This window comes from Erwinia sp. BNK-24-b (assembly GCF_047456155.1).
GTDB lineage: Bacteria > Pseudomonadota > Gammaproteobacteria > Enterobacterales > Enterobacteriaceae > Erwinia > Erwinia phyllosphaerae.
In genome coordinates this window covers 1,413,637-1,436,607 of sequence record NZ_CP179901.1, presented here as the reverse complement: position 1 = coordinate 1,436,607, position 22,971 = coordinate 1,413,637, and the positions used below count along the sequence as shown (strand labels likewise).

Annotated in this window: 16 protein-coding genes; 13 read left to right on the top strand and 3 right to left on the bottom strand. The window is 56.8% G+C overall.

The genetic code is table 11. From position 1 onward, the window contains the following. Positions 1–192: 192 nt before the first annotated feature. From ACMGGR_RS06500 to ACMGGR_RS06440, 13 genes are all read left to right on the top strand, one after another. Entirely contained in the window at positions 193–1,413 is a 1,221-nt protein-coding gene (locus ACMGGR_RS06500) for an MdtA/MuxA family multidrug efflux RND transporter periplasmic adaptor subunit (protein WP_414148442.1), read from the top strand. Further along, positions 1,413–4,532: an MdtB/MuxB family multidrug efflux RND transporter permease subunit gene (locus tag ACMGGR_RS06495; protein ID WP_414148441.1), complete on the top strand. Its 3,120-nt coding sequence runs from the start codon at positions 1,413–1,415 to the stop codon at positions 4,530–4,532. Before ACMGGR_RS06500 ends, ACMGGR_RS06495 begins: the two co-directional genes overlap by 1 nt. After that, complete coding sequence (gene mdtC, locus ACMGGR_RS06490) at positions 4,529–7,603, top strand: multidrug efflux RND transporter permease subunit MdtC (RefSeq protein WP_414148440.1); 3,075 nt, start codon at positions 4,529–4,531, stop codon at positions 7,601–7,603. Before ACMGGR_RS06495 ends, mdtC begins: the two co-directional genes overlap by 4 nt. Positions 7,604–7,618: 15 nt before the next feature. Then, positions 7,619–9,025, top strand: a complete 1,407-nt coding sequence (mdtD, locus tag ACMGGR_RS06485; RefSeq protein ID WP_414148439.1) for a multidrug transporter subunit MdtD — start codon at positions 7,619–7,621, stop codon at positions 9,023–9,025. Further along, positions 9,026–10,417, top strand: a complete 1,392-nt coding sequence (gene baeS / locus ACMGGR_RS06480; RefSeq protein ID WP_414148438.1) for a two-component system sensor histidine kinase BaeS — start codon at positions 9,026–9,028, stop codon at positions 10,415–10,417. Positions 10,418–10,443: 26 nt separating this feature from the next. Further along, complete coding sequence (gene baeR / locus ACMGGR_RS06475) at positions 10,444–11,151, top strand: two-component system response regulator BaeR (RefSeq protein WP_246757842.1); 708 nt, start codon at positions 10,444–10,446, stop codon at positions 11,149–11,151. A gap of 93 nt (positions 11,152–11,244) precedes the next feature. Further along, positions 11,245–12,582: a tRNA 5-hydroxyuridine modification protein YegQ gene (gene yegQ, locus ACMGGR_RS06470; RefSeq protein WP_414148437.1), complete on the top strand. Its 1,338-nt coding sequence runs from the start codon at positions 11,245–11,247 to the stop codon at positions 12,580–12,582. 445 nt (positions 12,583–13,027) lie between these two features. Then, positions 13,028–13,930, top strand: coding sequence for a lipid kinase YegS (gene yegS / locus ACMGGR_RS06465; RefSeq protein ID WP_414148436.1), 903 nt, complete (start codon positions 13,028–13,030; stop codon positions 13,928–13,930). Between the two features lie 295 nt (positions 13,931–14,225). Continuing rightward, the gene (gene manD, locus ACMGGR_RS06460; RefSeq protein ID WP_246757845.1) at positions 14,226–15,440 is read left to right on the top strand and encodes a D-mannonate dehydratase ManD; all 1,215 of its coding nucleotides are present in this window, start codon (positions 14,226–14,228) and stop codon (positions 15,438–15,440) included. A gap of 10 nt (positions 15,441–15,450) precedes the next feature. After that, positions 15,451–16,461, top strand: coding sequence for a Zn-dependent oxidoreductase (locus ACMGGR_RS06455; RefSeq protein ID WP_414148435.1), 1,011 nt, complete (start codon positions 15,451–15,453; stop codon positions 16,459–16,461). Positions 16,462–16,575: 114 nt separating this feature from the next. After that, positions 16,576–17,859 carry an MFS transporter gene (locus tag ACMGGR_RS06450; protein WP_246757847.1) on the top strand — a complete coding sequence of 428 codons (1,284 nt, stop codon included), beginning with the start codon at positions 16,576–16,578 and terminating at the stop codon, positions 17,857–17,859. Between the two features lie 40 nt (positions 17,860–17,899). Beyond that, on the top strand, positions 17,900–19,357 hold the full coding sequence (locus ACMGGR_RS06445; RefSeq protein WP_414148434.1) for a mannitol dehydrogenase family protein: 1,458 nt from the start codon (positions 17,900–17,902) through the stop codon (positions 19,355–19,357). 100 nt (positions 19,358–19,457) lie between these two features. Beyond that, positions 19,458–20,144, top strand: a complete 687-nt coding sequence (locus ACMGGR_RS06440) for a GntR family transcriptional regulator (protein ID WP_246757849.1) — start codon at positions 19,458–19,460, stop codon at positions 20,142–20,144. A 39-nt stretch (positions 20,145–20,183) separates the two neighbouring features. Here ACMGGR_RS06440 and fbaB read toward each other — a convergent pair whose 3' ends face one another. The 3 genes from fbaB to thiM all read right to left on the bottom strand — a co-directional run bounded on the left by fbaB (position 20,184) and on the right by thiM (position 22,951). Continuing rightward, on the bottom strand, positions 20,184–21,236 hold the full coding sequence (gene fbaB / locus ACMGGR_RS06435) for a class I fructose-bisphosphate aldolase (RefSeq protein ID WP_246757850.1): 1,053 nt from the start codon (positions 21,234–21,236) through the stop codon (positions 20,184–20,186). 132 nt (positions 21,237–21,368) lie between these two features. Next, positions 21,369–22,166: a bifunctional hydroxymethylpyrimidine kinase/phosphomethylpyrimidine kinase gene (gene thiD, locus ACMGGR_RS06430; protein WP_246757851.1), complete on the bottom strand. Its 798-nt coding sequence runs from the start codon at positions 22,164–22,166 to the stop codon at positions 21,369–21,371. Next, complete coding sequence (gene thiM, locus ACMGGR_RS06425) at positions 22,163–22,951, bottom strand: hydroxyethylthiazole kinase (RefSeq protein ID WP_414148433.1); 789 nt, start codon at positions 22,949–22,951, stop codon at positions 22,163–22,165. Before thiM ends, thiD begins: the two co-directional genes overlap by 4 nt. Positions 22,952–22,971: the final 20 nt, after the last annotated feature.

Here is a 22,971-nt window from a genome sequence, read left to right as displayed (position 1 = left end):
TGATTTAAGGTAAAGGAATTGCAACAACTAACAATACTGACATTCGTTGAATCGTTATTCTTAATTCCTTCATTTTTCCGTGCAATAAACCCGTTAAAATAACAAGCTTGAGCGTTCTGCATCCGTACTGTCCGTTTTTAACGTGATGCCACACTGACGCTAACTTTTGCCTTCTGGAGAGCTGATAACAGGATGAATACCCGGCGCCGTTTTAAAATAATCCTTCTTATACTGGTTGCAGTGATTGCCGGCGGACTTTACTGGTGGCATGGACATACGCCGCAAAAAGCCCCCGAAAAAGCGGGGCATCAGCGTGGTTCCGGCGGTGGACGCCACGGAACGGGTGGCGCGCTGGCACCCGTGCAGGCCGCTGCCGCCGTCCGCCAGAGCGTGCCGCAGTACCTGACCGGTCTGGGCACCGTTACCGCGGCCAATACCGTTACGCTGCGCAGCCGCGTTGAAGGCGATCTGGTCGCCATTCACTTTACAGAAGGCCAGCAGGTCGAAGCGGGACAGCTGCTGGCGGAGATCGATCCGCGTCCTTACCAGGTTGCGCTGACCCAGGCCCAGGGCCAGCTGGCAAAAGACCAGGCCACGCTTGCCAACGCCCGTCGCGATCTGGCACGCCTGGAGAAGCTGGTGAAAACCAACCTGGTCTCCGGGCAGGAGCTGGATACGCAACGCGCGCTGGTCAGCGAAACCCTGGGCACCATCAAGGCTGATGAAGGAAGCGTCGCCAGCGCGCAGTTAAATTTAACCTATAGCCGGATTACTTCGCCCATTTCTGGCCGCGTCGGGCTGCGTCAGGTAGATATTGGTAACTACGTCAACAGTGGCGATACCAACGGTATCGTGGTGATCACGCAAACGCATCCGATTGAACTGGTGTTCAGCCTGCCGGAAAACGAGATTGAAACGCTGCTGAACGCGCAAAAATCCGGCCAGCCGGTGCCGGTGGAAGCCTGGGACCGCAGTAATAAAAATTTGTTGTCCACCGGCACGCTGCTGAGTATGGACAACCAAATCGATACCACGACCGGCACGATCAAAGTTAAAGCGCAGTTCGCTAACAGCGATGACAGGCTCTTCCCTAATCAGTTTGTCAACGCGCGGCTACAGGTTAATACGCTGCAGGATGCCATTGTTATTCCGGTGGCCGCGCTGCAAATGGGCAATGAGGGCCACTTTGTTTGGGTCGTAAACAGCGACAGCAAGGTCAGTAAAAAAACCGTAACCGTCGGCGTACAGGACAGCGAAAAGGCCGTTATTAACGCCGGTCTTGATGCGGGCGAAAAGGTAGTGACCGACGGTATCGACCGCCTGACGGAAGGCGCAACGGTTGAAGTCGTCGCGCCACAGGCAACGCCGCTTGCGGATAAAGCTACGCTGCCCGCGAAAGGAGCTCGCCAGTAATGCAGGATACGCCTTCTGGTTCCAACGGCGGCCCTTCCCGCCAGTTTATCCTTCGCCCGGTAGCCACGACGCTGCTGATGATTGCTATTCTGCTGGCCGGTATTCTTGGCTATCGCGCGCTGCCCGTCTCCGCGCTGCCGGAAGTCGATTATCCGACCATTCAGGTGGTGACGCTCTATCCCGGTGCCAGTCCGGACGTGATGACCTCGGCCGTTACCGCGCCGCTGGAGCGCCAGTTTGGCCAGATGTCGGGCTTAAAGCAGATGGCTTCGCAAAGCTCCGGCGGTGCGTCGGTGGTCACGCTGCAGTTTCAGCTAACGCTGCCGCTGGACGTGGCAGAGCAGGAAGTACAGGCCGCGATCAACGCCGCCACTAACCTGCTGCCTTCAGATCTGCCGAACCCGCCGGTTTACAGCAAGGTTAACCCGGCCGATCCGCCGATTATGACGCTGGCCGTCACTACCACCAGTATGCCGATGACCCAGGTGCAGGATATGGTGGAAACGCGCGTGGCGCAGAAAATTTCCCAGGTTTCCGGCGTCGGTCTGGTGACGCTCGCGGGCGGTCAGCGGCCCGCCGTGCGCGTCAGGCTTAATGCTCAGGCGCTTGCCGCACTGGGACTGACCAGCGAAACGGTGCGTACCGCCATCAGCAGCGCCAACGTTAACTCGGCCAAGGGTAGCCTGGACGGCCCGGAACGCTCTATCACCCTCTCCGCCAACGATCAAATGAAGTCGGCGGAAGATTATCGACAGCTGATTATCAGCTGGCAGAACGGCGCACCGGTGCGTCTGCGCGACGTTGCCACGGTAGAGCAAGGCGCGGAAAACAGCTGGCTCGGTGCCTGGGCCAATCGCCAGCAGGCTATCGTACTGAACGTTCAGCGGCAGCCGGGCGCTAACATTATTACTACCGCAGACAGCATTCGCCAGATGCTGCCTGCGCTGACGGCTTCGCTACCTAAATCGGTAGAGGTAAAGGTTTTAACTGACCGCACCACCAATATTCGTGCTTCGGTGCATGACGTGCAGTTTGAGCTGGTGCTGGCGATAGCGCTGGTCGTGATGATTATCTATTTGTTCCTGCGCAACGTTCCGGCGACGATTATTCCGGCCGTTGCGGTGCCGTTGTCGCTGGTGGGCACCTTTGCCGTTATCTATTTCCTTGGCTTCTCCATCAACAACCTGACGCTGATGGCGCTAACCATCGCCACTGGCTTTGTGGTCGATGACGCCATAGTTGTTATTGAAAACATCTCGCGCTATATCGAAAAAGGCGAAAAGCCGCTGGCGGCGGCGCTGAAAGGCGCGGGCGAAATCGGCTTTACGATTATTTCCCTGACCTTCTCGCTGATTGCCGTGCTGATCCCGCTGCTGTTTATGGGCGATATCGTTGGCAGGCTGTTCCGCGAATTTGCCGTGACGCTGGCGATATCTATCCTGATTTCCGCCGTGGTTTCGCTGACGCTGACGCCAATGATGTGCGCGCGCATGCTCAGCGTCGAATCGCTACGCAAACAGAACCGCTTTTCACGCGCCAGCGAGGCGATGTTTAACCGCGTGATTGCTGCCTATGGCCGCTTTCTGAAAAAGGTACTGGATCACCAGCTGCTGACGCTGGGCGTGGCGCTGGGCACGCTGGTGATTACCATCATGCTGTGGGTATTGATCCCCAAAGGTTTTTTCCCTCTGCAGGATAACGGCATTATTCAGGGGACGGTGCAGGCGCCGCAGTCGGTTTCCTGGACCAATATGGCGCAGCGGCAGCAGCAGGTTGCCTCAATCATTATGAAAGATCCGGCGGTGCAGAGCCTGACCTCGTTCGTGGGCATCGACGGCACCAACCCGGCGCTGAACAGCGGACGGTTGCAAATCAACCTCAAGCCGCTGAACGAGCGCGCCGATCGCATTCCGGTGGTTATTGAACGTTTACAGCAGGCCGTCGCGGATTTGCCGGGCATTAGCCTCTATTTGCAACCGGTGCAGGACTTAACCATCGATACCCAGCTCAGCCGCACGCAGTACCAGTTTACGCTGCAAACCGGCTCGCTGGATTCGTTAAGCCTGTGGGTGCCGAAGCTGACCGCCGCGCTGAAAAATCTGCCGCAGCTGCAGGATGTCAGCAGCGACTGGCAGGATCGGGGCCTGGAAGCCTATATCAAAGTGGATCGCGATAACGCCAGCCGTCTGGGGATCAGCATGGCCGACGTGGACAACGCGCTCTATAACGCCTTTGGCCAGCGGCTGATCTCCACCATTTACACCCAGGCCAGCCAGTATCGCGTGGTGCTGGAAAATGACGTTTCCGCCACGCCAGGCCTGGCCGCGCTGGAGACGATCAGGCTGAAAAGCAGCGATGGCGGCAGCGTGCCGCTGAGCGCTATTGCCAGCGTAGAACAGCGCCACGGTGCGCTAAGCATTAACCATCTTGACCAGTTTCCGTCCACTACCTTTTCGTTTAACGTCAGCGAAGGTTATTCACTGGAGCAGGCGGTCAATGCCATTACCCGGGCCGAAAGGGATATGGCGATGCCGACGGAAATCATGACCAAATTTCAGGGCAGCACGCTGGCGTTTCAGGCCGCGCTTTCCAGCACCGTCTGGCTGATTGTGGCCGCTATCGTGGCGATGTATATCGTGCTGGGCGTGCTGTATGAAAGCTTTATTCATCCCATTACCATTCTCTCTACGTTACCCACGGCGGGCGTGGGCGCGCTACTGGCGCTGCTGCTCAGCGGCAACGAACTGGATGTTATTGCGATTATCGGCATTATTCTGCTGATCGGCATCGTGAAGAAAAACGCCATCATGATGATCGACTTTGCACTGGCAGCGGAGCGGGAGCAAGGCATGCCGCCGTATGAGGCTATTTATCAGGCCTGCCTGCTGCGCTTCCGCCCTATTCTGATGACCACGCTGGCGGCATTGCTGGGCGCATTGCCGCTGATGTTAAGTACGGGCGTGGGCGCGGAGCTGCGGCGACCGCTGGGCGTGGCGATGGTTGGCGGTCTGATTGTTAGCCAGGTGCTTACGCTGTTTACCACGCCGGTGATTTATCTGCTGTTCGATCGGCTGGCGCAGGCTGCCCGCCGTCGCCTGAAGCTGAAGGAGGCGCGGTGAAATTTTTCGCGCTGTTTATTCATCGGCCGGTCGCCACTATTCTGCTGACGATTGCCATCGCGCTGGCGGGCATCCTGAGCTTTCGCCTGCTGCCGGTAGCGCCGCTGCCGCAGGTGGATTTCCCGGTGATTCTGGTGTCCGCCTCGCTGCCCGGCGCGTCGCCAGAAACCATGGCCTCCTCCGTCGCCACGCCGCTGGAACGTTCACTGGGCCGTATTGCGGGCGTTAGCGAAATGACCTCGACCAGTTCGTTAGGCAGTACGCGAATTATTCTCGTGTTTGATTTCGACCGCGACATCAACGGCGCGGCACGTGACGTACAGGGCGCGATCAACGCGGCGCAAAGCCTGCTGCCGACCGGCATGCCGAGCCGCCCCAGCTGGCGCAAAATCAACCCTTCCGACGCGCCGATCATGATCCTGACGTTGACCTCGGACGCCTGGTCGCAGGGCGAGCTTTACGATTACGCCTCTACTCAACTGGCGCAAAAGCTGGCGCAAATTGACGGCGTGGGCGACGTGTCGATTGGCGGCAGTTCGCTGCCTGCCGTGCGCGTGGCCCTGAATCCTCAGGCGCTGTTTAATCAGGGCGTGTCGCTGGATGCGGTGCGCACCGCTATCAGCAACGCTAACCAGCGCAGGCCGCAGGGCGCGATAGAAGATAATCAGCAGCGCTGGCAGATAAAAACCAACGATGAAATGAAAACGGCAGCCGAGTACCAGCCGCTGATTGTGCATTACAGCAACGGCGCGGCGGTACGGTTGCAGGACGTAGCCAAAGTAACGGATTCGGTACAGGACGTGCGCAACGCGGGCATGGCCAATGCCAAACCGGCTATTCTGGTGATGATCCGCAAACTGCCGGAAGCCAATATTATCGAGACCGTTGACAGGATCCGTGCGGCGGTGCCGGAGCTGCGCGACAGTATCCCGGCCTCTATCCAGCTTGACGTCGCTCAGGATCGCTCCCCCACCATCCGCGCTTCGCTGGCTGAAGTGGAGCAGTCGCTGATTATTTCCGTCGTGCTGGTGATTTTAGTGGTGTTCGTTTTCCTGCGTTCGGGACGCGCCACGCTGATCCCCGCCGTTGCGGTGCCGGTTTCATTGATCGGCACGTTCGCCGCCATGTATCTGTGCGGCTTCAGCCTGAATAACCTGTCGCTGATGGCGCTGACCGTGGCGACCGGCTTTGTGGTGGACGACGCTATCGTGGTGCTGGAGAATATTTCCCGCCACGTAGAAGCGGGTATGAAGCCGATTCAGGCGGCGCTACAGGGCACGCGCGAAGTTGGCTTTACCGTGCTGTCGATGAGCCTGTCGCTGGTGGCGGTGTTTCTGCCGCTGCTGATGCTCGGCGGGCTGATTGGCCGCTTTTTCCGCGAATTTGCCGTAACGCTCTCCGTTTCTATTCTCATTTCGCTGCTGATTTCGGTAACGCTGACGCCGATGATGTGCGGTCGCCTGCTGAAAGCGCATGCCAGACGCGAGCAGCCGCGCCTGCGCGGTTTCGGCCGTCTGCTGACAGCTATCCAGCAAGGCTATGGCCGTTCGCTGAACTGCGTTTTGAACCACTCGCGCTGGACGCTGCTGCTGTTTCTCGCCACCGTCGGCCTGACCATGTACCTGTACGTGGTGGTGCCAAAAACCTTTATGCCGGAGCAGGACACCGGACGGTTAATGGGCTTTATCCAGGCCGACCAGAGCATCTCGTTCCAGTCGATGCGCGGTAAGCTGGAAGACTTTATGAAAATCGTTCGCGACGATCCGGCAGTGGAAAGCGTGGTGGGCTTTACCGGCGGTTCACGCACCAACAGCGGGTCGATGTTTATTTCGCTGAAGCCGCTTAGCGAGCGCAGCGACAGTGCCCAGGCGGTGATTGCCCGACTGCGCGGCAAGCTGGCGAAAGAGCCGGGCGCCAACCTGTTTCTGATGGCGGTGCAGGATTTACGGGCTGGTGGCCGTGAAGCCAACGCGGGCTATCAGTATACGCTGCTGTCGGACGATCTTGACGATTTACGCAGCTGGGAGCCAAAAATTCGCCAGGCGTTCTCCGCACTGCCGCAGCTGGCGGATGTGAATTCCGATCAGCAGGATAAGGGTGCCGAAATGGCGCTGGTTTACGATCGGACGCGGATGGCACAGCTGGGACTCAGCGTTTCGGACGCCAATAATCTGCTGAACAACGCCTTTGGCCAGCGCCAGATCTCTACTATTTATCAACCGCTGAATCAGTACAAAGTGGTGATGGAAGTCGATCCGCGCTATACCCAGGACGTCAGCTCACTGGATTTAATGTATGTGATTAACAGCGACGGCAAGGCGATTCCGCTTTCCGCTTTTGCCAAATGGCAGCCAGCCAACGCGCCGCTGTCGGTTAACCACCAGGGACTGTCGGCCGCATCGACTATCTCATTCAACCTGCCGGAAGGCGTATCGCTTTCCCAGGCTTCAGACGCCATCGAGCGGAGTATGACCTCGCTGGGCGTACCGTCGAGCGTGCGCGGCAGCTTTGCCGGTACGGCGCAAATCTTTCAGCAGACGCAAAGTAATCAGCTGTGGCTGATCCTTGCCGCTATCGCCACGGTTTATATTGTGCTGGGGATTTTGTACGAGAGCTATGTGCATCCGCTGACTATCCTCTCTACCCTGCCCTCGGCGGGCGTGGGGGCGCTGCTGGCGCTGGAGCTGTTTGGTGCGCCGTTCAGCCTGATTGCGCTGATTGGCATTTTGCTGCTGATCGGCATCGTCAAGAAAAACGCCATTATGATGGTCGATTTTGCGCTGGATGCGCAGCGCAACGGCAATCTCAGCGCCCGCGAGGCGATCTTTCAGGCCAGCCTGCTGCGCTTTCGTCCCATTATGATGACCACGCTGGCGGCGCTGCTTGGCGCGCTGCCGCTGGTGCTGACCACGGGCGACGGCGCGGAGCTGCGCCAGCCGTTAGGCATTACCATCGTCGGCGGCCTGGTAATGAGCCAGCTGCTGACGCTGTATACTACGCCGGTGGTTTATCTTTATATGGATAAGCTGCGCCGCAAAAAATCAGCGGCACAGGCTGTTGAAGCTAAATAGAGGAGCGGCCTGCCGATGAATACGCTACCCAAAAGCGTGCGCTGGGCATTGTGGATTGTAGCCTTTGGTTTTTTTATGCAGTCGCTGGATACCACCATCGTTAACACTGCCCTGCCCGCGATGGCGCACAGCCTGCATCAGAGTCCGCTGCACATGCATTCAGTGGTGGTCTCCTATGTGCTGACCGTCGCGGTCATGCTGCCGCTCAGCGGCTGGCTGGCCGATCGTTTTGGCGTACGCACGATCTTTTTCAGCGCTATCGTGCTGTTTAGCCTGGGATCGCTGTTCTGCGCGCTTTCCTCCACACTCGATCAGCTGGTGGCTGCACGAGTGCTACAGGGTATTGGCGGCGCGATGATGGTGCCGGTCGGCAGGCTGACGGTAATGAAGCTGGTGCCGCGCGAGCAGTATATGGCCGCCATGACCTTTGTGACGCTGCCTGGTCAGGTTGGACCGCTGCTGGGGCCAGCGCTGGGTGGCGTACTGGTGCAGTATGCCAGCTGGCACTGGATCTTTTTGCTGAATATCCCGGTGGGCCTGGCGGGCGCGGTCGCGACCTTAAAGCTGATGCCTAATCTGCGGCTACCGAGCCGTCCTTTCGACTTTCGCGGCTTCCTGCTGCTGGCGGTGGGCATGGCAACGCTGACGCTGGCGCTGGACGGTTCGCGCGGCAGCGGGATCCCGCCGCTGATGCTCGGTCTGTTTATCCTCGCCGGGGTGTTTTCGCTGATGTTTTATCTGTTGTACGCGCGCGCCAACGACAAGGCACTGTTCAGCCTGAAGCTGTTTGATAACCGCGTCTATTCTATCGGGCTGTTGGGTAGCCTTACCGGTCGTATCGGCAGCGGCATGCTGCCCTTTATGACGCCAATCTTCCTGCAGGTTGGCATGGGCTATACGCCTTTCCATGCGGGGCTGATGATGATCCCGATGGTGCTGGGCAATATGGGCATGAAGCGCATCGTGGTACAAATCGTTAATCGCTTTGGCTATCGTAACGTGCTGGTCAGCGCCACGGTCGGCCTGGCACTGGTCGTGCTGCTGTTCCCGGCTGTTGCGCTGCTGGGCTGGAACTGGCTGCTGCCGGTGGTGCTGTTTTTACAGGGCATGGTCAACGCTATCCGCTTTTCCGCGATGAATACGCTGACGCTAAAAGAGCTGCCGGACGAGCTGGCCAGCAGCGGCAACAGCCTGCTGTCGATGATTATGCAGTTGTCGATGAGTATCGGCGTTACCCTGGCTGGCCTGCTGCTCGGCACCTTTGGTCAGCAGTCGCAGCCCGACAGCCAGCTGGTGCACCAGGCCTTTATTTATACCTACGTCTGTATGGCGATCGTGATTATCCTGCCCGCGCTGGTGTTTCGGCATGTGCCGCCCGACGTCAGCAAAAATGTGGTGCTGAGCCGCCGGAGAAAGTCTTAAATGTTCGCCAGATTACGTATCGGCATCACCGCCAAACTTTTCATCGCTATTTTTTCCACCTGCATGCTGGTGCTGATCACCATGCACTGGGGCGTGCGGCTCAGCTTTGAGCATGGCTTTATCGACTACATCAAAAAAGGCAACGAACAGCGGCTTGGCCTGCTGAGCGATGCGCTGGCGGATCAGTATGAGCAGCACGGCAACTGGGATTTTTTGCGTAAAAATAACAAGCTGGTTTTTCAGATCCTGCACTCGCTGGAGCAGAATCCGGACGCCAACAGCACTTTGCCGCCGCACGGCTGGCGCACCCAGTTCTGGATCATCGACCAGCAATATCACGTCATGATAGGACCGCGCGCGCCGGTTCCGCCGGAAGGCAGCCGCCGCAATATCACCACCAGCAATGGTCATATCGTCGGCTGGGTTATCGGCTCGCCGCCGGAAAGGCTAACGCGCAGCGCGGATATTCACTTTGACCAGCAGCAAAAACGCACCAGCTGGATTATCGTCGGCCTGACGATGCTGCTGGCAGCGGCGGTCACCTGGCTAATGTCGCGCGGGCTGCTGGCACCGGTAAAAAGACTGGTGGAAGGCACGCATCATCTGGCCGCGGGTGATTTTGCCACGCGCGTGCAGGCTGACAGCCGTGACGAACTTGGCCGTCTGGGACAGGATTTTAACCGGCTGGCCAGCACGCTGGAAAAAAATGAAAGCATGCGCCGCGCGTTTATGGCCGATATTTCTCACGAGCTGCGCACGCCGCTGGCTATTCTGCGCGGTGAGCTGGAGGCCATTCAGGACGGCGTGCGCAAGCTGACGCCGGAATCCATCACCTCATTACAGGGAGAGGTAGCGACCTTAACCAAGCTGGTTGACGACGTGCATCAGCTCTCTCTTTCTGACGAAGGCGCGCTGGCCTATCGCAAAAGCCAGATCGATCTGGTGGAGCTGCTGGAAATGGTGGCTGCCAATTTCAAAAGCCGATATCAGAGCCGCAATCTTTATCTGCGGCTTCAGCTGCCCGACTCTGCGCCGCTGTTTGGCGATCCTGACAGGCTAATGCAGCTTTTCACCAACCTGATGGAGAACAGCCTGCGCTACACCGATGCGGGCGGCGGTCTGACCGTGACGCTACAGGCGCAGCAGGACCAGCACGTTATCAATTTTGATGACAGTGAACCCGGCATTACGGATGCGCAGCAGGAACAAATTTTTGAGCGTTTTTACCGGGCGGAAAGCTCACGCAATCGCGCCAGCGGCGGCTCCGGCCTTGGTCTGGCTATCTGCCAGAATATTGTTCAGGCGCACGACGGCACGATTAAGGCGACGCACTCTGCTGCCGGAGGTCTGCGAATTACGGTACACTTACCCGCAAGATTAACCCGGGCGTAATTCGCCTTCTTGCAAAGATGAGTGCCATGAATCAGGAACCGCTTAGCCCACTCGTTCTGGTGGTTGAAGATGAACCCAAGCTCGGCCAGCTGCTGGTCGATTATTTACAGGCGGCCAACTACCGCACTCACCACCTTCTGCGTGGCGATGAGGTGCTGGAATGGGTAAAGCAAACGCCGCCGGACTTAATGCTGCTGGATTTAATGCTGCCGGGCGTGGATGGCCTGACGCTGTGCCGGGAAATTCGCCGTTTTTCCGAACTGCCGGTGATTATGGTCACGGCCCGTACCGAAGAGATTGACCGCTTACTGGGGCTGGAAATTGGCGCAGATGACTATATTTGCAAGCCGTTCAGCCCGCGTGAAGTGGTTGCCCGCGTAAAAACCATCCTGAAACGCTGTAAACGTACGCCAGAAGAGGCGCAAAAAGCGTCGCTGTTAGTGGTGGATGAAAAACGTTTTCAGGCCAGCTGGGACAACACCACGCTGGATCTGACCCCCGCCGAATTCCGCCTGTTAAAAACGCTGGCGCACGAGCCGGGCAAGGTTTTCTCCCGCGAAATGCTGCTGAATCATCTTTATGACGATTACCGGGTAGTCACCGATCGCACCATCGACAGCCATATCAAAAATCTGCGGCGCAAGCTGGAGGCGCTGGATGCCGACCAGCCTTTTATCCGCGCGGTCTACGGTATGGGCTATCGCTGGGAAGCGGACGTGTGCCGTTTGATCTAGCGCAATTTACATTCCTGCCGTCAGCTTTTACAATCCCCGCACATTTTGTAAGGCCGCAACCTTTGTGGCCTTATGTCAGATTGAGACCCCACCATGTTCAAACCAGAATTGCTTTCTCCTGCCGGGACGCTGAAAAACATGCGTTACGCCTTCGCTTATGGCGCGGATGCCGTCTATGCCGGGCAGCCCCGCTATAGCCTTCGCGTGCGTAACAACGAGTTCAACCATGAAAACCTGGCTATTGGCATTAACGAGGCGCACGCGCAGGGAAAAAAATTCTATGTTGTGGTCAATATCGCGCCGCATAACGCCAAGCTGAAAACCTTTATCCGCGATCTGACGCCCGTGGTAGAAATGGGGCCGGACGCGCTGATTATGTCCGATCCGGGCCTGATTATGATGGTGCGCGAAGCCTTTCCACAGATGGAGATCCATCTGTCCGTACAGGCTAACGCGGTTAACTGGGCGACGGTCAGGTTCTGGCAGCAGATGGGGCTTTCCCGCGTGATCCTTTCCCGCGAACTGTCGCTGGAAGAGATAGCGGAAATTCGCCAGCAGGTGCCGGATATTGAGCTGGAAATTTTCGTCCACGGCGCGCTGTGCATGGCCTATTCCGGCCGCTGTTTACTTTCCGGCTATATCAATAAGCGCGATCCAAACCAGGGAACCTGCACCAACGCCTGCCGTTGGGAATATAAGGTGCAGGAAGGCAAAGAAGATGACATCGGTAATATCGTGCATCAGTATCAGCCAATCCCGGTCAAAAACGTTGAGCCGACGCTGGGCGCAGGTCAGCCGACCGATAAAGTCTTTATGATTGAAGAAGCGATGCGTCCCGGCGAATATATGACCGCCTTTGAGGATGAGCATGGCACCTACATCATGAACTCCAAAGATCTGCGGGCCGTCGCGCATGTGGAAAAGTTAGCGCAAATGGGCGTGCATTCGTTAAAAATTGAAGGCCGCACTAAATCGCACTACTACTGCGCGCGTACTGCCCAGGTTTATCGCCGCGCAATTGACGATGCCGCTGCGGGCAAACCTTTTGATGCCTCGCTGCTGGAAACGCTGGAAGGTCTGGCGCATCGCGGCTACACCGAAGGTTTTTTACGTCGCCATACTCATGACAGCTATCAGACCTACGACCGCAGCTTTTCCGCCTCCGATCGCCAGCAGTTTGTAGGGGAATTTACCGGCGAACGCCGTGGTGACATGGCGCTGGTAGAAGTTAAAAATAAATTCAGCCTTGGCGACAGCCTGGAACTGATGACGCCCGCAGGCAATGTTCATTTTCAGCTGGAGCAGATGGAAAATGCAAAGCTCCAGCCTGCCGAGGTTGCGCCCGGCAACGGTCATTTCGTCTGGATCCCGGTACCGCAAGAGATTGAGCTGGCGTTTGCACTGCTGATGCGCAATTTCCCCGAGGCGTAAAAAAGTTGATGACGTTTAAAGTTTCCTGAAGTTACTTTTTAGAATGCCATCACATTCCCGCTGCTATTTTGCAGTTATGATGCGCCTGCGCCGAATGAAAAAATCTAAACTGCAATTTGTGTAACCACCTCCTGGCCCGCCGGTTCGCCGCGCGGGCCTTTCTTTTAAAACTTAAATGTGAGCAGCGCGTGCCTTTCTTTTAAGGCTTAAGTGTGAGCGCGCGGGCCTTTCTTTTAAGGCTTAAGCGTTAGCCGCGCGGACGATATTTGCGCGTTCCACATAAGACCTGAAGCCTTTTCAGTCCGTGCCGGACCGGGCTCTTCTCCCCTCTTCAACTCTCTCTGTGCGAGCGGCCTCGTAAATCCTTCAGCCTTTTTTCCACCCGCAGCCGGATATGCTATAACTGGGGTACTTTTGGCGCAGGCCATTTTTACGGGAATAAAAGATGGACCAACATTCACTCACGCTGGTTGTTCTTAACGGTAAAGGCGCAGGCAATGAAGCCCTGCGCGAGGCTATCCTGAAGCTGCGCGAGGAAAATCTCCGGATTGAAGTTCGCGTGACCTGGGAACAGGGCGACGGCGAACGCTTTGTAAAAGAAGCGGTAGCCTTACGGGCGACAACCGTGGTCGCTGGCGGCGGTGACGGCACCATTAATGAAATCGCGACCGCGCTGGCGGAAGTTGAGGCGCCACAGCGTCCGGTTCTGGGCATTATTCCGCTGGGTACGGCGAACGATTTTGCCACCAGCGTCGGTATTCCGGACGAGATGGAGCAGGCGCTGCGGCTGGCGATTGTCGGCAAAGCAACCGCTGTCGATCTGGCGCGCGTCAATCAGAATCGCTATTTTATCAACATGGCGACGGGCGGCTTCGGCACGCGTATTACCACCGAAACGCCGGAAAAGCTAAAGTCGGCGCTTGGCGGCGTCTCCTATCTGATTCACGGCCTGCTGCGCATGGATACGTTAAAAGCGGACAGCTGTGAATTGCGCGGCCCGGATTTCAGCTGGCAAGGCGATGCGTTGGTGATCGGCATCGGTAACGGCCGTCAGGCCGGTGGCGGCCAGCGCCTTTGTCCGGCCGCGTTGATTAACGATGGCAAGCTGGAACTGAGTATTGTTACGTCCAAAGAGATTTTGCCAACGCTGTTTAACTCGCTGACCGGCAGCGATGATGAAAACCCTAACATCGTTCGCGCATCGCTGCCCTGGCTGGAAATTATCTCGCCAAACGAGATGACTTTTAACCTTGACGGCGAACCGCTACGCGGCACCACTTTCCGTATCGAAATAATGCCCGCCGCGCTCAGCTGCCGTCTGCCGCCGACCTGTGAACTGCTGCTATAGGTTATCTCCATCGCTGGCGTAAGTTGACGGCATAGCTGCCCTCGCTTACGCCAGCCACCTGCCACAGATAAACCGCTTCCTGCTACAGACAAAACTTTTCCAGCCATAGACAAACCCTTTTCGCCTACAGACAAACCTCTCCCGTCTCCGCCTTTTCGCCCACAGGCAAACCTCTCCCGTATCCTGGCAAAGTTAATAACAAACGTGACCGCTATCGAAGTTCTTTAATTTGCAACTTGTATGGTAGTACAACAGTGCGTAGGTTTTCCTCATGCTCTTCACCAGGATGATATGAATGAAAATCGTAAAAGCGGAAGTTTTTGTAACCTGCCCCGGCAGAAACTTTGTCACGGTTAAGATCACCACGGATCAAGGTCTCACCGGCATTGGCGACGCCACGCTGAACGGTCGCGAGCTGCCCGTCGCCTCCTATCTGAAAGATCACGTTTGCCCACAGCTGATCGGTCGTAACGCGCATCAGATCGAAGATATCTGGCAGTATTTTTATAAAGGAGCCTACTGGCGTCGCGGTCCGGTCACGATGTCCGCTATTTCCGCTGTCGATCAGGCACTGTGGGATATCAAAGGCAAAGCGGCTAACATGCCGGTCTATCAACTTTTGGGCGGTGCTTCGCGTACTGGCGTCATGGTTTACTGCCATACCACCGGGCACAGCATTGATGAAGTGATGGACGACTATGCAAAGCACAAGGAGATGGGCTTTAAAGCCATCCGTGCACAGTGCGGTGTCCCCGGAATGAAAACCACTTACGGCATGGCGAAAGGCAAAGGGCTTGCCTATGAGCCCGCGACCAAAGGTGACTGGCCGGAAGAGCAGCTCTGGTCAACGGAGAAATATCTCGACTTTACGCCAAAGCTGTTTGCCGCCATTCGCGATAAATTCGGTTTTAACGAGCATCTGCTGCATGACATGCACCATCGCTTAACGCCCATTGAAGCCGCGCGCTTTGGCAAAAGCATTGAGGATTACCGCCTGTTCTGGATGGAAGATCCTACGCCTGCCGAAAACCAGGAGTCTTTCCGCCTGATCCGCCAGCATACCGTTACGCCAATCGCGGTTGGCGAAGTCTTTAACAGCATCTGGGACTGCAAGCAGCTGATAGAAGAACAGCTGATTGACTATATCCGCACCACTATCACCCATGCGGGTGGCATTACCGGTATGCGCCGCATTGCCGATTTCGCCTCTCTTTATCAGGTACGCACCGGATCGCACGGCCCGTCCGACCTTTCTCCTGTCTGTATGGCCGCGGCGCTGCATTTCGATCTCTGGGTGCCGAACTTTGGCGTGCAGGAATACATGGGCTATTCCGAACAGATGATGGAAGTTTTTAAACATAGCTGGACGTTTGAGGATGGCTATATGCATCCTGGCGACAAGCCTGGCTTAGGCATTGAGTTTGATGAAAAGCTGGCGGCGAAATATCCCTATGAACCCGCTTATTTACCGGTGGCGCGTCTTGAAGACGGCACCTTATGGAACTGGTAAGGAGAAGGACATGAAAAGTGTGGTTATTGCGAAACCTGGCGAGCTGGTGGTTGCAGAACGCGACCAGCCACAGCCTGCGGCTGGCGAAGTGCTGGTAAAAGTTCAGTATGCCAGCATCTGTGGTTCCGACGTGCATATCTGGCATGGGCATAACCCTTTCGCCCGCTATCCGCGCGTGATCGGCCATGAGTTTTTTGGCGTTATTACGGCAACGGGTGAAGGCGTTGAAACCGCGCGTATCGGTGAACGCGTGGCGGTTGATCCTGTTGTCAGCTGCGGTCACTGCTATCCCTGTTCTGTAGGTCGTCCTAACGTTTGCAGCGAGCTACAGGTGATTGGCGTACATCGCGACGGCGGCTTCAGCGAATATGCCGCTGTGCCAGCCCAAAACGCTTACGTCGTGCCGGATGTAATCCCCGATAAGTTAGCCAGCCTGATTGAGCCTTTTACCATTGCCGCCAACATCTGTGCTTTTTTGCAGCCGCAGCCAGGCGATATCGCGCTGATTTTTGGTGCAGGCCCGATGGGCTTAACGGCGATTCAGGCGCTGAAAGGCGTCTATAACCTGAGCAAGGTGATCGTGGCGGACAGGTTGCCGGAAAGGCTGAAGATGGCGCAGGAAAACGGCGCGGACGTGGTGCTGAATAACAGTGAAATCCCGCTTGCCGCACAGCTGGAAGGCATCAGGCCGACGCTGATTATCGATGCGGCCTGTCATCCCGGCATTCTGGCTGAAGCCGTTGCGCTGGCTTCGCCTGCGGCGCGTATTGGTTTACTGGGTTTTTCCGGCGAGCCATGTACTGTTACGCAGCAAAGCCTGACCAGCAAAGAGCTTTCTCTCTTTACCTCCAGGCTTAACAGCCACCGTTTTCCGCAGGTTATCGACTGGATGGAGAAAAAACTGATCCAGCCAGAAAAACTGGTTACGCATTACCTGCCGCTGGCAGATGTAGAAACGGCGATGACGCTGTTTGAAAAAGATCCGCGCAGCTGCTGCAAAGTGATCCTGACCGTTAATTAAACAATACCGGGCTTCACGTCCTGGGTCGTATTCGGCCAGGGAGCACCGCTCCCTGGGCCAGGTTCCCGGCGGCGTAGCATTCTTTCTTAATACTATAATAATTAAGAGGTTACTATGTTTAAGAATCTCCGCTGGACCCTCGTACTCTTACTGTTTCTGGTCTACATGATCAACTACCTCGATCGTGTTGCCCTCTCGTTAACCGTACCGATGATTGAAAAAGATCTGCTGCTGAACGCCGAGCAGTTCGGCCTGATTTTCGGCAGCTTTTTCTTTGGCTATGCGCTGTTTAACTTTATTGGCGGCCTGGCTACGGATAAATTTGGCCCGACGCTGGTGCTGGGCATCGCCGTTGGGATGTGGTCGCTGTTTTGCGGCTTTACTGCCCTGGCAACTGGCTTCTGGTCAATGCTGATCCTGCGGGTGCTGTTTGGCATGGCGGAAGGCCCTATCTGCGCCTCGGCTAACAAAGCCATTAACGGCTGGTTCCCAAAAAAACAGGCCGCGACCGCGATGGGTTTTCTGAGCGCCGGTTCGCCGCTGGGCGGCGCGGTTGCCGGCCCGATTATCGGTTATCTGGCGCTGGCTTTCGGCTGGCGACCCGCTTTCGTGATTATCTGCTCTATTGGCATTGTCTGGATGGTCGTCTGGTTCTTTATCGCTGCGGATAACCCTTTAAAAAGCCGTCTTGTCAGCGCGCAGGAGCGGGAACTGATCGCCAGCCAGAAGGCAGAGCAAACCACGCCGGATGAAGAACTGGCGCAGGCTGCGCATGGCCTTGGCTACTATCTTCGCCAGCCGATTATCCTGGTAACCGCCTTCGCTTTCTTTTGCTACAACTACATTCTTTTCTTCTTTCTTAGCTGGTTTCCTGCCTATCTGGTGCAGGCGCACAGCCTGGATATTAAATCGATGAGCATGACCACCGTCATTCCGTGGATTGTAGGCTTTGTCGGCCTGGCCTCGGGCGGCTGGATTTCCGACAAGATTTTTAGCCTCACCGGCAAGCTTTTGCTGTCCCGCAAAATCGTTCTGGTTGTGTCGCTGCTGGCTGCGGCCGTCTGCGTGGCGCTGGCGGGCTCGGTAAAAGGCGTCTATCCGGCAGTGATGTTAATGTCGGTTTCCATCTTTTTTCTCTATATCACCGGCGCGATCTATTGGGCTATTATTCAGGACGTTGTCCACAAAAGCCGCGTCGGTGGTATCAGCGGTTTTATCCATCTTATCGGTAGCCTTTCCGGCATTGTTGGCCCCATCGTCACCGGCTATATCGTGCATCACACCGGTAAATTCGACAGCGCTTTTGTGCTGGCGGGTGTCGTTGCCGCTCTGGGCGCAGTGCTGGTGCTGTTTGTCATCAAAAGCCCCAAGGGATCGGCTAAACCCGTTTCGGTTTGATTATTCCGGGCAAGCTGCCCTCTTTTGAAAAGGACTGACTATGTTATCTGTTGATCTGCTGCCTGAAGACACCGTACTTCCCGGTTACGATCGTTCCGCCTTGCGCACGCGTATCGTGCATTTCGGTTTTGGCGCTTTCCACCGCGCGCATCAGGCCGTTTGCGCGGATATTCTGGCAGCCGAACACCAGAGCGACTGGGGCTATTGCGAATGCCAGATTAACAGCGGCGACCTGATTAAAGCGCTGCGCGAGCAGGATCTGCTTTACAGCGTGACGGAAAAAGCCGATGACGGCCTGCATACGCGAGTGGTTGGCGTGATAAAGGAAGCGCTCTTTCGCAAGGAAGACGGCGTAGATAAGCTTATCGCCGCGATGTGCCAGCCGGACGTCGCCATTGTCTCTGCAACGGTGACAGAAAAAGGCTATTGCTATCAGCCTGCTACCGGCGAGCTTAACCTGGAGCATCCGGCGATTAAGCATGACCTGGCCAATCCGCAGCAGCCCGAATCGCTGCCGGGCATTATTCTGGCTGCCATTAAGCGCCGCCGGGAGCTTAATTTGCCGCCCTTCAGCGTGATGTCCTGCGACAATATGCCGGAAAACGGCCGCGTTACCCGCAACGTGGTCACCCAGCTGGCCGGGCAGCAGGATGCAGAACTGGCTGACTATATTCGCCAACAGGTTACTTTCCCTTCGACAATGGTCGATCGTATTGTCCCGGCGATGACGGAAGAAGCGCTTCAGGCGCTGACGGAGAAGCTGGGCTGTGCCGACCCGGTGGGCGTGGAATGTGAGCCTTTCTTCCAGTGGGTCATTGAAGACAACTTTGTTAACGGGCGTCCGCAGTGGGAAAAAGCAGGCGCGGAACTGGTTGCGGACGTGGTGCCTTTTGAAGAAATGAAGCTGCGCATGCTGAACGGCAGCCATTCACTGCTGGCCTATGCAGGCTATCTGGCTGGCTACGAACATATCAGCGACTGCATGAACGATGCCAGTTACCTCAAAGCCGCGCGCAGCCTGATGCTGGATGAACAGGCACCTACGCTGAGTACCCAGGGCGTCGATCTGGTAGCCTATGCGGATTCGCTGATTGCTCGCTATCAGAACCGGGCGATTAAGCACCGTACTTATCAGATTGCTACCGACGGCACGCAAAAACTGCCGCAGCGCTGGCTGGAAAGCATTCGCTGGCATCTGGCTAACGGCAGCCGCTTTGAGCTACTGGCGCTGGGCGTGGCCTGTTGGATGCGTTTCGTTAGCGGCGTTGATGAGCAGGGTAAAGAGATCGTCATTAACGATCCGTTACGTGCCGAGCTGGCAGAGCTGGTCAGCAGCAGCAGTGAAGGCGACGACCGCGTCGCCGCCCTGCTTTCTCTGCGAGCCGTTTTTGGCGACGATCTGCCGGATAACTCGCGGTTCCGTGAACGCGTCAGCCATCACTATCAACTCTTGCTGAGCGCAGGGGCAAAAGAAGCGGTACGTCAGGCGATCGGCTAAAGGCCCTGGCTAAAAGGACTGGCGCTGGCACGGCAGGCTGATTAGACTTGCTGTTTCCGGCGTCAGGCTTTACGACGCCTTACTGGAATGAAACTGTCGAATGTCTACTGCCTACACGATTACCGCCAGCGAACCTGTTAACCAGCAAATTTATCGTTTTTTGCGCCAGGATATTGTCACCTGCGCCATCTCTCCCGGAGCCCTGCTCTCCGAGAAAGAGGTCTCCGCCCGCTTTTGCGTTTCACGCCAGCCGGTGCGGGAGGCCTTTATCAAGCTGGCCGAAGCCGGGCTGGTGCAGATCCTGCCGCAGCGCGGAACGTTTGTACGCAAAATATCCGTCCGGCGCGTGGCTGATGGACGCTTTATTCGTGAAGCCGTGGAGCTGGCCGTTATTCGCCGGGCGGCGACGGAAGCCAGCCCACAGGCGCTGGCGCAGCTGGAACATAATCTACAGCTGCAAAAAATGGCGGCAGCGCGCCAGGACAGCCAGGGTTTTTTATTGCTGGACGATGAGTTTCACCGGCTGATTGCCCAAAGCATTAACTGCGAGCTGGCGTGGGAAACGGTAGAAAACATTAAGGCAACGATGGACCGCGTGCGCTTTCTGACGCTCAGTAAAGTTTCGCCGCCGGAAAGGCTGATTGAGCAGCACGAAGAGATATTACGGGGGCTGCTGGCGAAAGATATCGAGACGGCCGAGCAGGCTTTGCGCCGCCATTTGCAGGAGATCATTTTTTCGATTTCACCGATAACCGAGCAAAATGGTGACTGGTTCGAGCAGGATTGAGTTACGCCGACGCCCCACCCAGGCCGTCGGCGCTGCGCTTTACGCGATAGTAATATCCTTATTCAGGTAAACATCCTGCACGGCATTGATCAGCGCCACGCCGTCCTTCATCGATTTTTTAAACGCTTTACGTCCCAGAATTAATCCCATGCCGCCAGCGCGCTTGTTGATCACAGCGGTGCGAACCGATTCAGCCGTATCGGTTTCGCCTGCCGATGCGCCGCCGGAGTTAATCAATCCTGCCCGCCCCATATAGCAGTTAGCCAACTGATAGCGCACCAGATCGATAGGGTTATCGCTGGTCAACGTGCTGTAAACGCGCTCGTCCGTCGAGCCAAATTTCACCGCGTTATAGCCGCCGTTATTTTCGGCCATTTTCTGCTTAACGATATCCGCGCCAATCGTTGCGGCCAGATGATTGGCCTGGCCGGTTAAATCGGCGCTGGCATGGTAATCCACGCCATCTTTTTTGAAGCTGTTGTTACGCAGATAGGCCCACAGCACCGTAACCATGCCCAACTCGTGCGCCCGTTCAAACGCGGCGGCAATATCTTCCAGCTGGCGGCGCGACTGCTCGGAGCCAAAATAGATGGTTGCGCCAACCGCTACCGCACCCAGGTTAAAGGCCTGCTCCACGCTGGCGTACAGCGTCTGGTCATACTGGGTGGGATAGCTCAGGGTTTCGTTGTGGTTCAGCTTGACCATAAACGGAATACGGTGCGCATAGCGGCGCGACACGGACGCCAGTACGCCATAGGTAGAAGCCACACAGTTACAGCCAGCCTCAATCGCCAGCTCAACAATGTTTTTGGGATCGAAGTACAGCGGATTGGCAGCAAAAGAAGCACCTGCCGAGTGTTCCACACCCTGGTCGACCGGCAGAATAGAGAGATAACCTGTCTTTGCCAGCCGTCCGGTATTATAAAGCGTCTGCATATTACGCAGCACCGCTGGCGAACGGTTGTTATCAATCATTACTCTGTCGACATAGTCCGGCCCCGGCAGATAAAGATTGTCGGCGGGAATGGTCATACAGCGATGTTGTAACAGAGAGTCTGCTTCTTTACCCAGTAACCCTGTGATGTCCGTCATGTAAGCTCCTGTTTGAAGGTTGGGCGGCGCATAAGCCGCCGCTGGTAAAACCCTGACCCCAGACAGCGTGGACCCTTTTCAGGCGCTAAGGCAAATTGCTGACTCCATTTTTCAGAACGATCCCACTAAGCATTACCACCAGCGATAAAAATGGTGCACGGGGCCAATGCCCTCTCCTACTTCCAGCGTATCGGCCTGCTGCAAAGCGCCCTGTAGCCAGAGCTTGGCTTCCCGTACCGTTGTCACCCAGTTTTCGTGGCGGGGACGCAATGCGGCCAGTGCGGCTGAAAGCGTACAGCCCGTGCCGTGCGTATTCTTCGTCGGCACGCGCGGCGCGGTAAAACGCTCTTCCATCCCGGCGGTAATCAGCCAGTCCGGGCTTTCATCATCGCTCAAATGGCCGCCTTTCATCAGCACCGCCTGACACCCCATCGCCAGCAGCTCTCTGCCCTGGCACAGCATCTCGTTTTCATTACGCGCGGGCGCGCAGGCCAGCAACGCGGCGGCTTCGGGAAGATTGGGCGTGATCAGGGAAACCTGGGGCAGCAGCCTGTCGCGCAGCGTGGCAACGGCCCGTTCAGAGAGCAAAGGATCGCCGCTTTTTGCTAGCATCACGGTGTCCAGCACGCGCCACGGAATGGTGGCAGAAGCCAGGCTTTCCGCTACGGTTTCAACAATATCGCTGTCCTGTAACATGCCGATTTTTACGCTGTCGATACGAACATCGCTTAATACCGAAGCGAGCTGTGCAGCCACAAAGTCGGCGTTTATAGGGTAGACGGACTGTACGCCACGGGTATTTTGCGCCACCAGCGCGGTAATCACGCTGGTGCCGTAGGCCTCTAATGCAGAGAAAGTTTTCAGATCCGCCTGGATCCCCGCCCCGCCGCTGGGATCCGTACCGGCGATAGTCAGCGCATTGATTCTCATTGCGCGGCCTCCTGAACCAGGCGGTAAAGCTCATCCAGAAACAGCGGCTCAAACGAGCCTGGCCCGCTCGCCGCTTCGGCCGCGCACTCACCCGCAAGGCTCATGACGCGGCAGGCACTGGCAACGTTCAGGGCTCGGTCGCCAGGCAATGCCGCAAAACCCGCGACTACAGCAGACAAAGCGCAGCCTGTCCCCACAACGCGAGTCATCAGAGGCGACCCGCCGGGAATGTCGAACAGACGTTGCCCATCGGTAACGTAATCAATTTCCCCCGTTACAGCGACAACGGTACCACAAGACTGAGCAAGCAAAACGGCAGCTTCCAGCGCAGCGGAAGAATCATGCAGGCTGTCGACACCACGGCCGGAAACCGCCTGCCGAGCCAGCGCCATAATCTCTGAAGCGTTACCGCGAATGGCGGCCGGACGGTACTCCAGCAGCCGCTGGCAGAAATCCGTGCGGAAAGTCAGCGCGCCAACGGCAACCGGATCGAGCGTCCATGGCCGCCCGGCCGCCGCCGCGCTTTGCACCGCAGCCAGCATCGCCTCGCTACGTGCCACCGTAAGCGTACCCACATTGATCAGTAATGCATCGGCTATCGCACTAAACTGTCGGGCTTCCGTAGGTTCAATCACCATCGCAGGCGAAGCGCCCAGCGCCAGCAATACATTAGCCGTAAAGCTTTGTACTACCTCATTGGTCATACAGTGAACCAGCGGCGAGCGTTGGCGAAAGAGGATCAGAGAATCGGCCAGGCTGGCCGTAAAGCGAGAAGGTTGGATCATAATACTCCCAACCGGCGATC

Coding starts and splice junctions, on each gene's coding strand:
- ACMGGR_RS06500 (WP_414148442.1), top strand. CDS start 193: ATGAATACCCGGCGCCGTTTTAAAATAATCCTTCTTATACTGGTTGCA.
- ACMGGR_RS06495 (WP_414148441.1), top strand. CDS start 1,413: ATGCAGGATACGCCTTCTGGTTCCAACGGCGGCCCTTCCCGCCAGTTT.
- mdtD (WP_414148439.1), top strand. CDS start 7,619: ATGAATACGCTACCCAAAAGCGTGCGCTGGGCATTGTGGATTGTAGCC.
- baeS (WP_414148438.1), top strand. CDS start 9,026: ATGTTCGCCAGATTACGTATCGGCATCACCGCCAAACTTTTCATCGCT.
- baeR (WP_246757842.1), top strand. CDS start 10,444: ATGAATCAGGAACCGCTTAGCCCACTCGTTCTGGTGGTTGAAGATGAA.
- yegQ (WP_414148437.1), top strand. CDS start 11,245: ATGTTCAAACCAGAATTGCTTTCTCCTGCCGGGACGCTGAAAAACATG.
- yegS (WP_414148436.1), top strand. CDS start 13,028: ATGGACCAACATTCACTCACGCTGGTTGTTCTTAACGGTAAAGGCGCA.
- manD (WP_246757845.1), top strand. CDS start 14,226: ATGAAAATCGTAAAAGCGGAAGTTTTTGTAACCTGCCCCGGCAGAAAC.
- ACMGGR_RS06455 (WP_414148435.1), top strand. CDS start 15,451: ATGAAAAGTGTGGTTATTGCGAAACCTGGCGAGCTGGTGGTTGCAGAA.
- ACMGGR_RS06450 (WP_246757847.1), top strand. CDS start 16,576: ATGTTTAAGAATCTCCGCTGGACCCTCGTACTCTTACTGTTTCTGGTC.
- ACMGGR_RS06445 (WP_414148434.1), top strand. CDS start 17,900: ATGTTATCTGTTGATCTGCTGCCTGAAGACACCGTACTTCCCGGTTAC.
- ACMGGR_RS06440 (WP_246757849.1), top strand. CDS start 19,458: ATGTCTACTGCCTACACGATTACCGCCAGCGAACCTGTTAACCAGCAA.
- fbaB (WP_246757850.1), bottom strand. CDS start 21,236: ATGACGGACATCACAGGGTTACTGGGTAAAGAAGCAGACTCTCTGTTA.
- thiD (WP_246757851.1), bottom strand. CDS start 22,166: ATGAGAATCAATGCGCTGACTATCGCCGGTACGGATCCCAGCGGCGGG.
- thiM (WP_414148433.1), bottom strand. CDS start 22,951: ATGATCCAACCTTCTCGCTTTACGGCCAGCCTGGCCGATTCTCTGATC.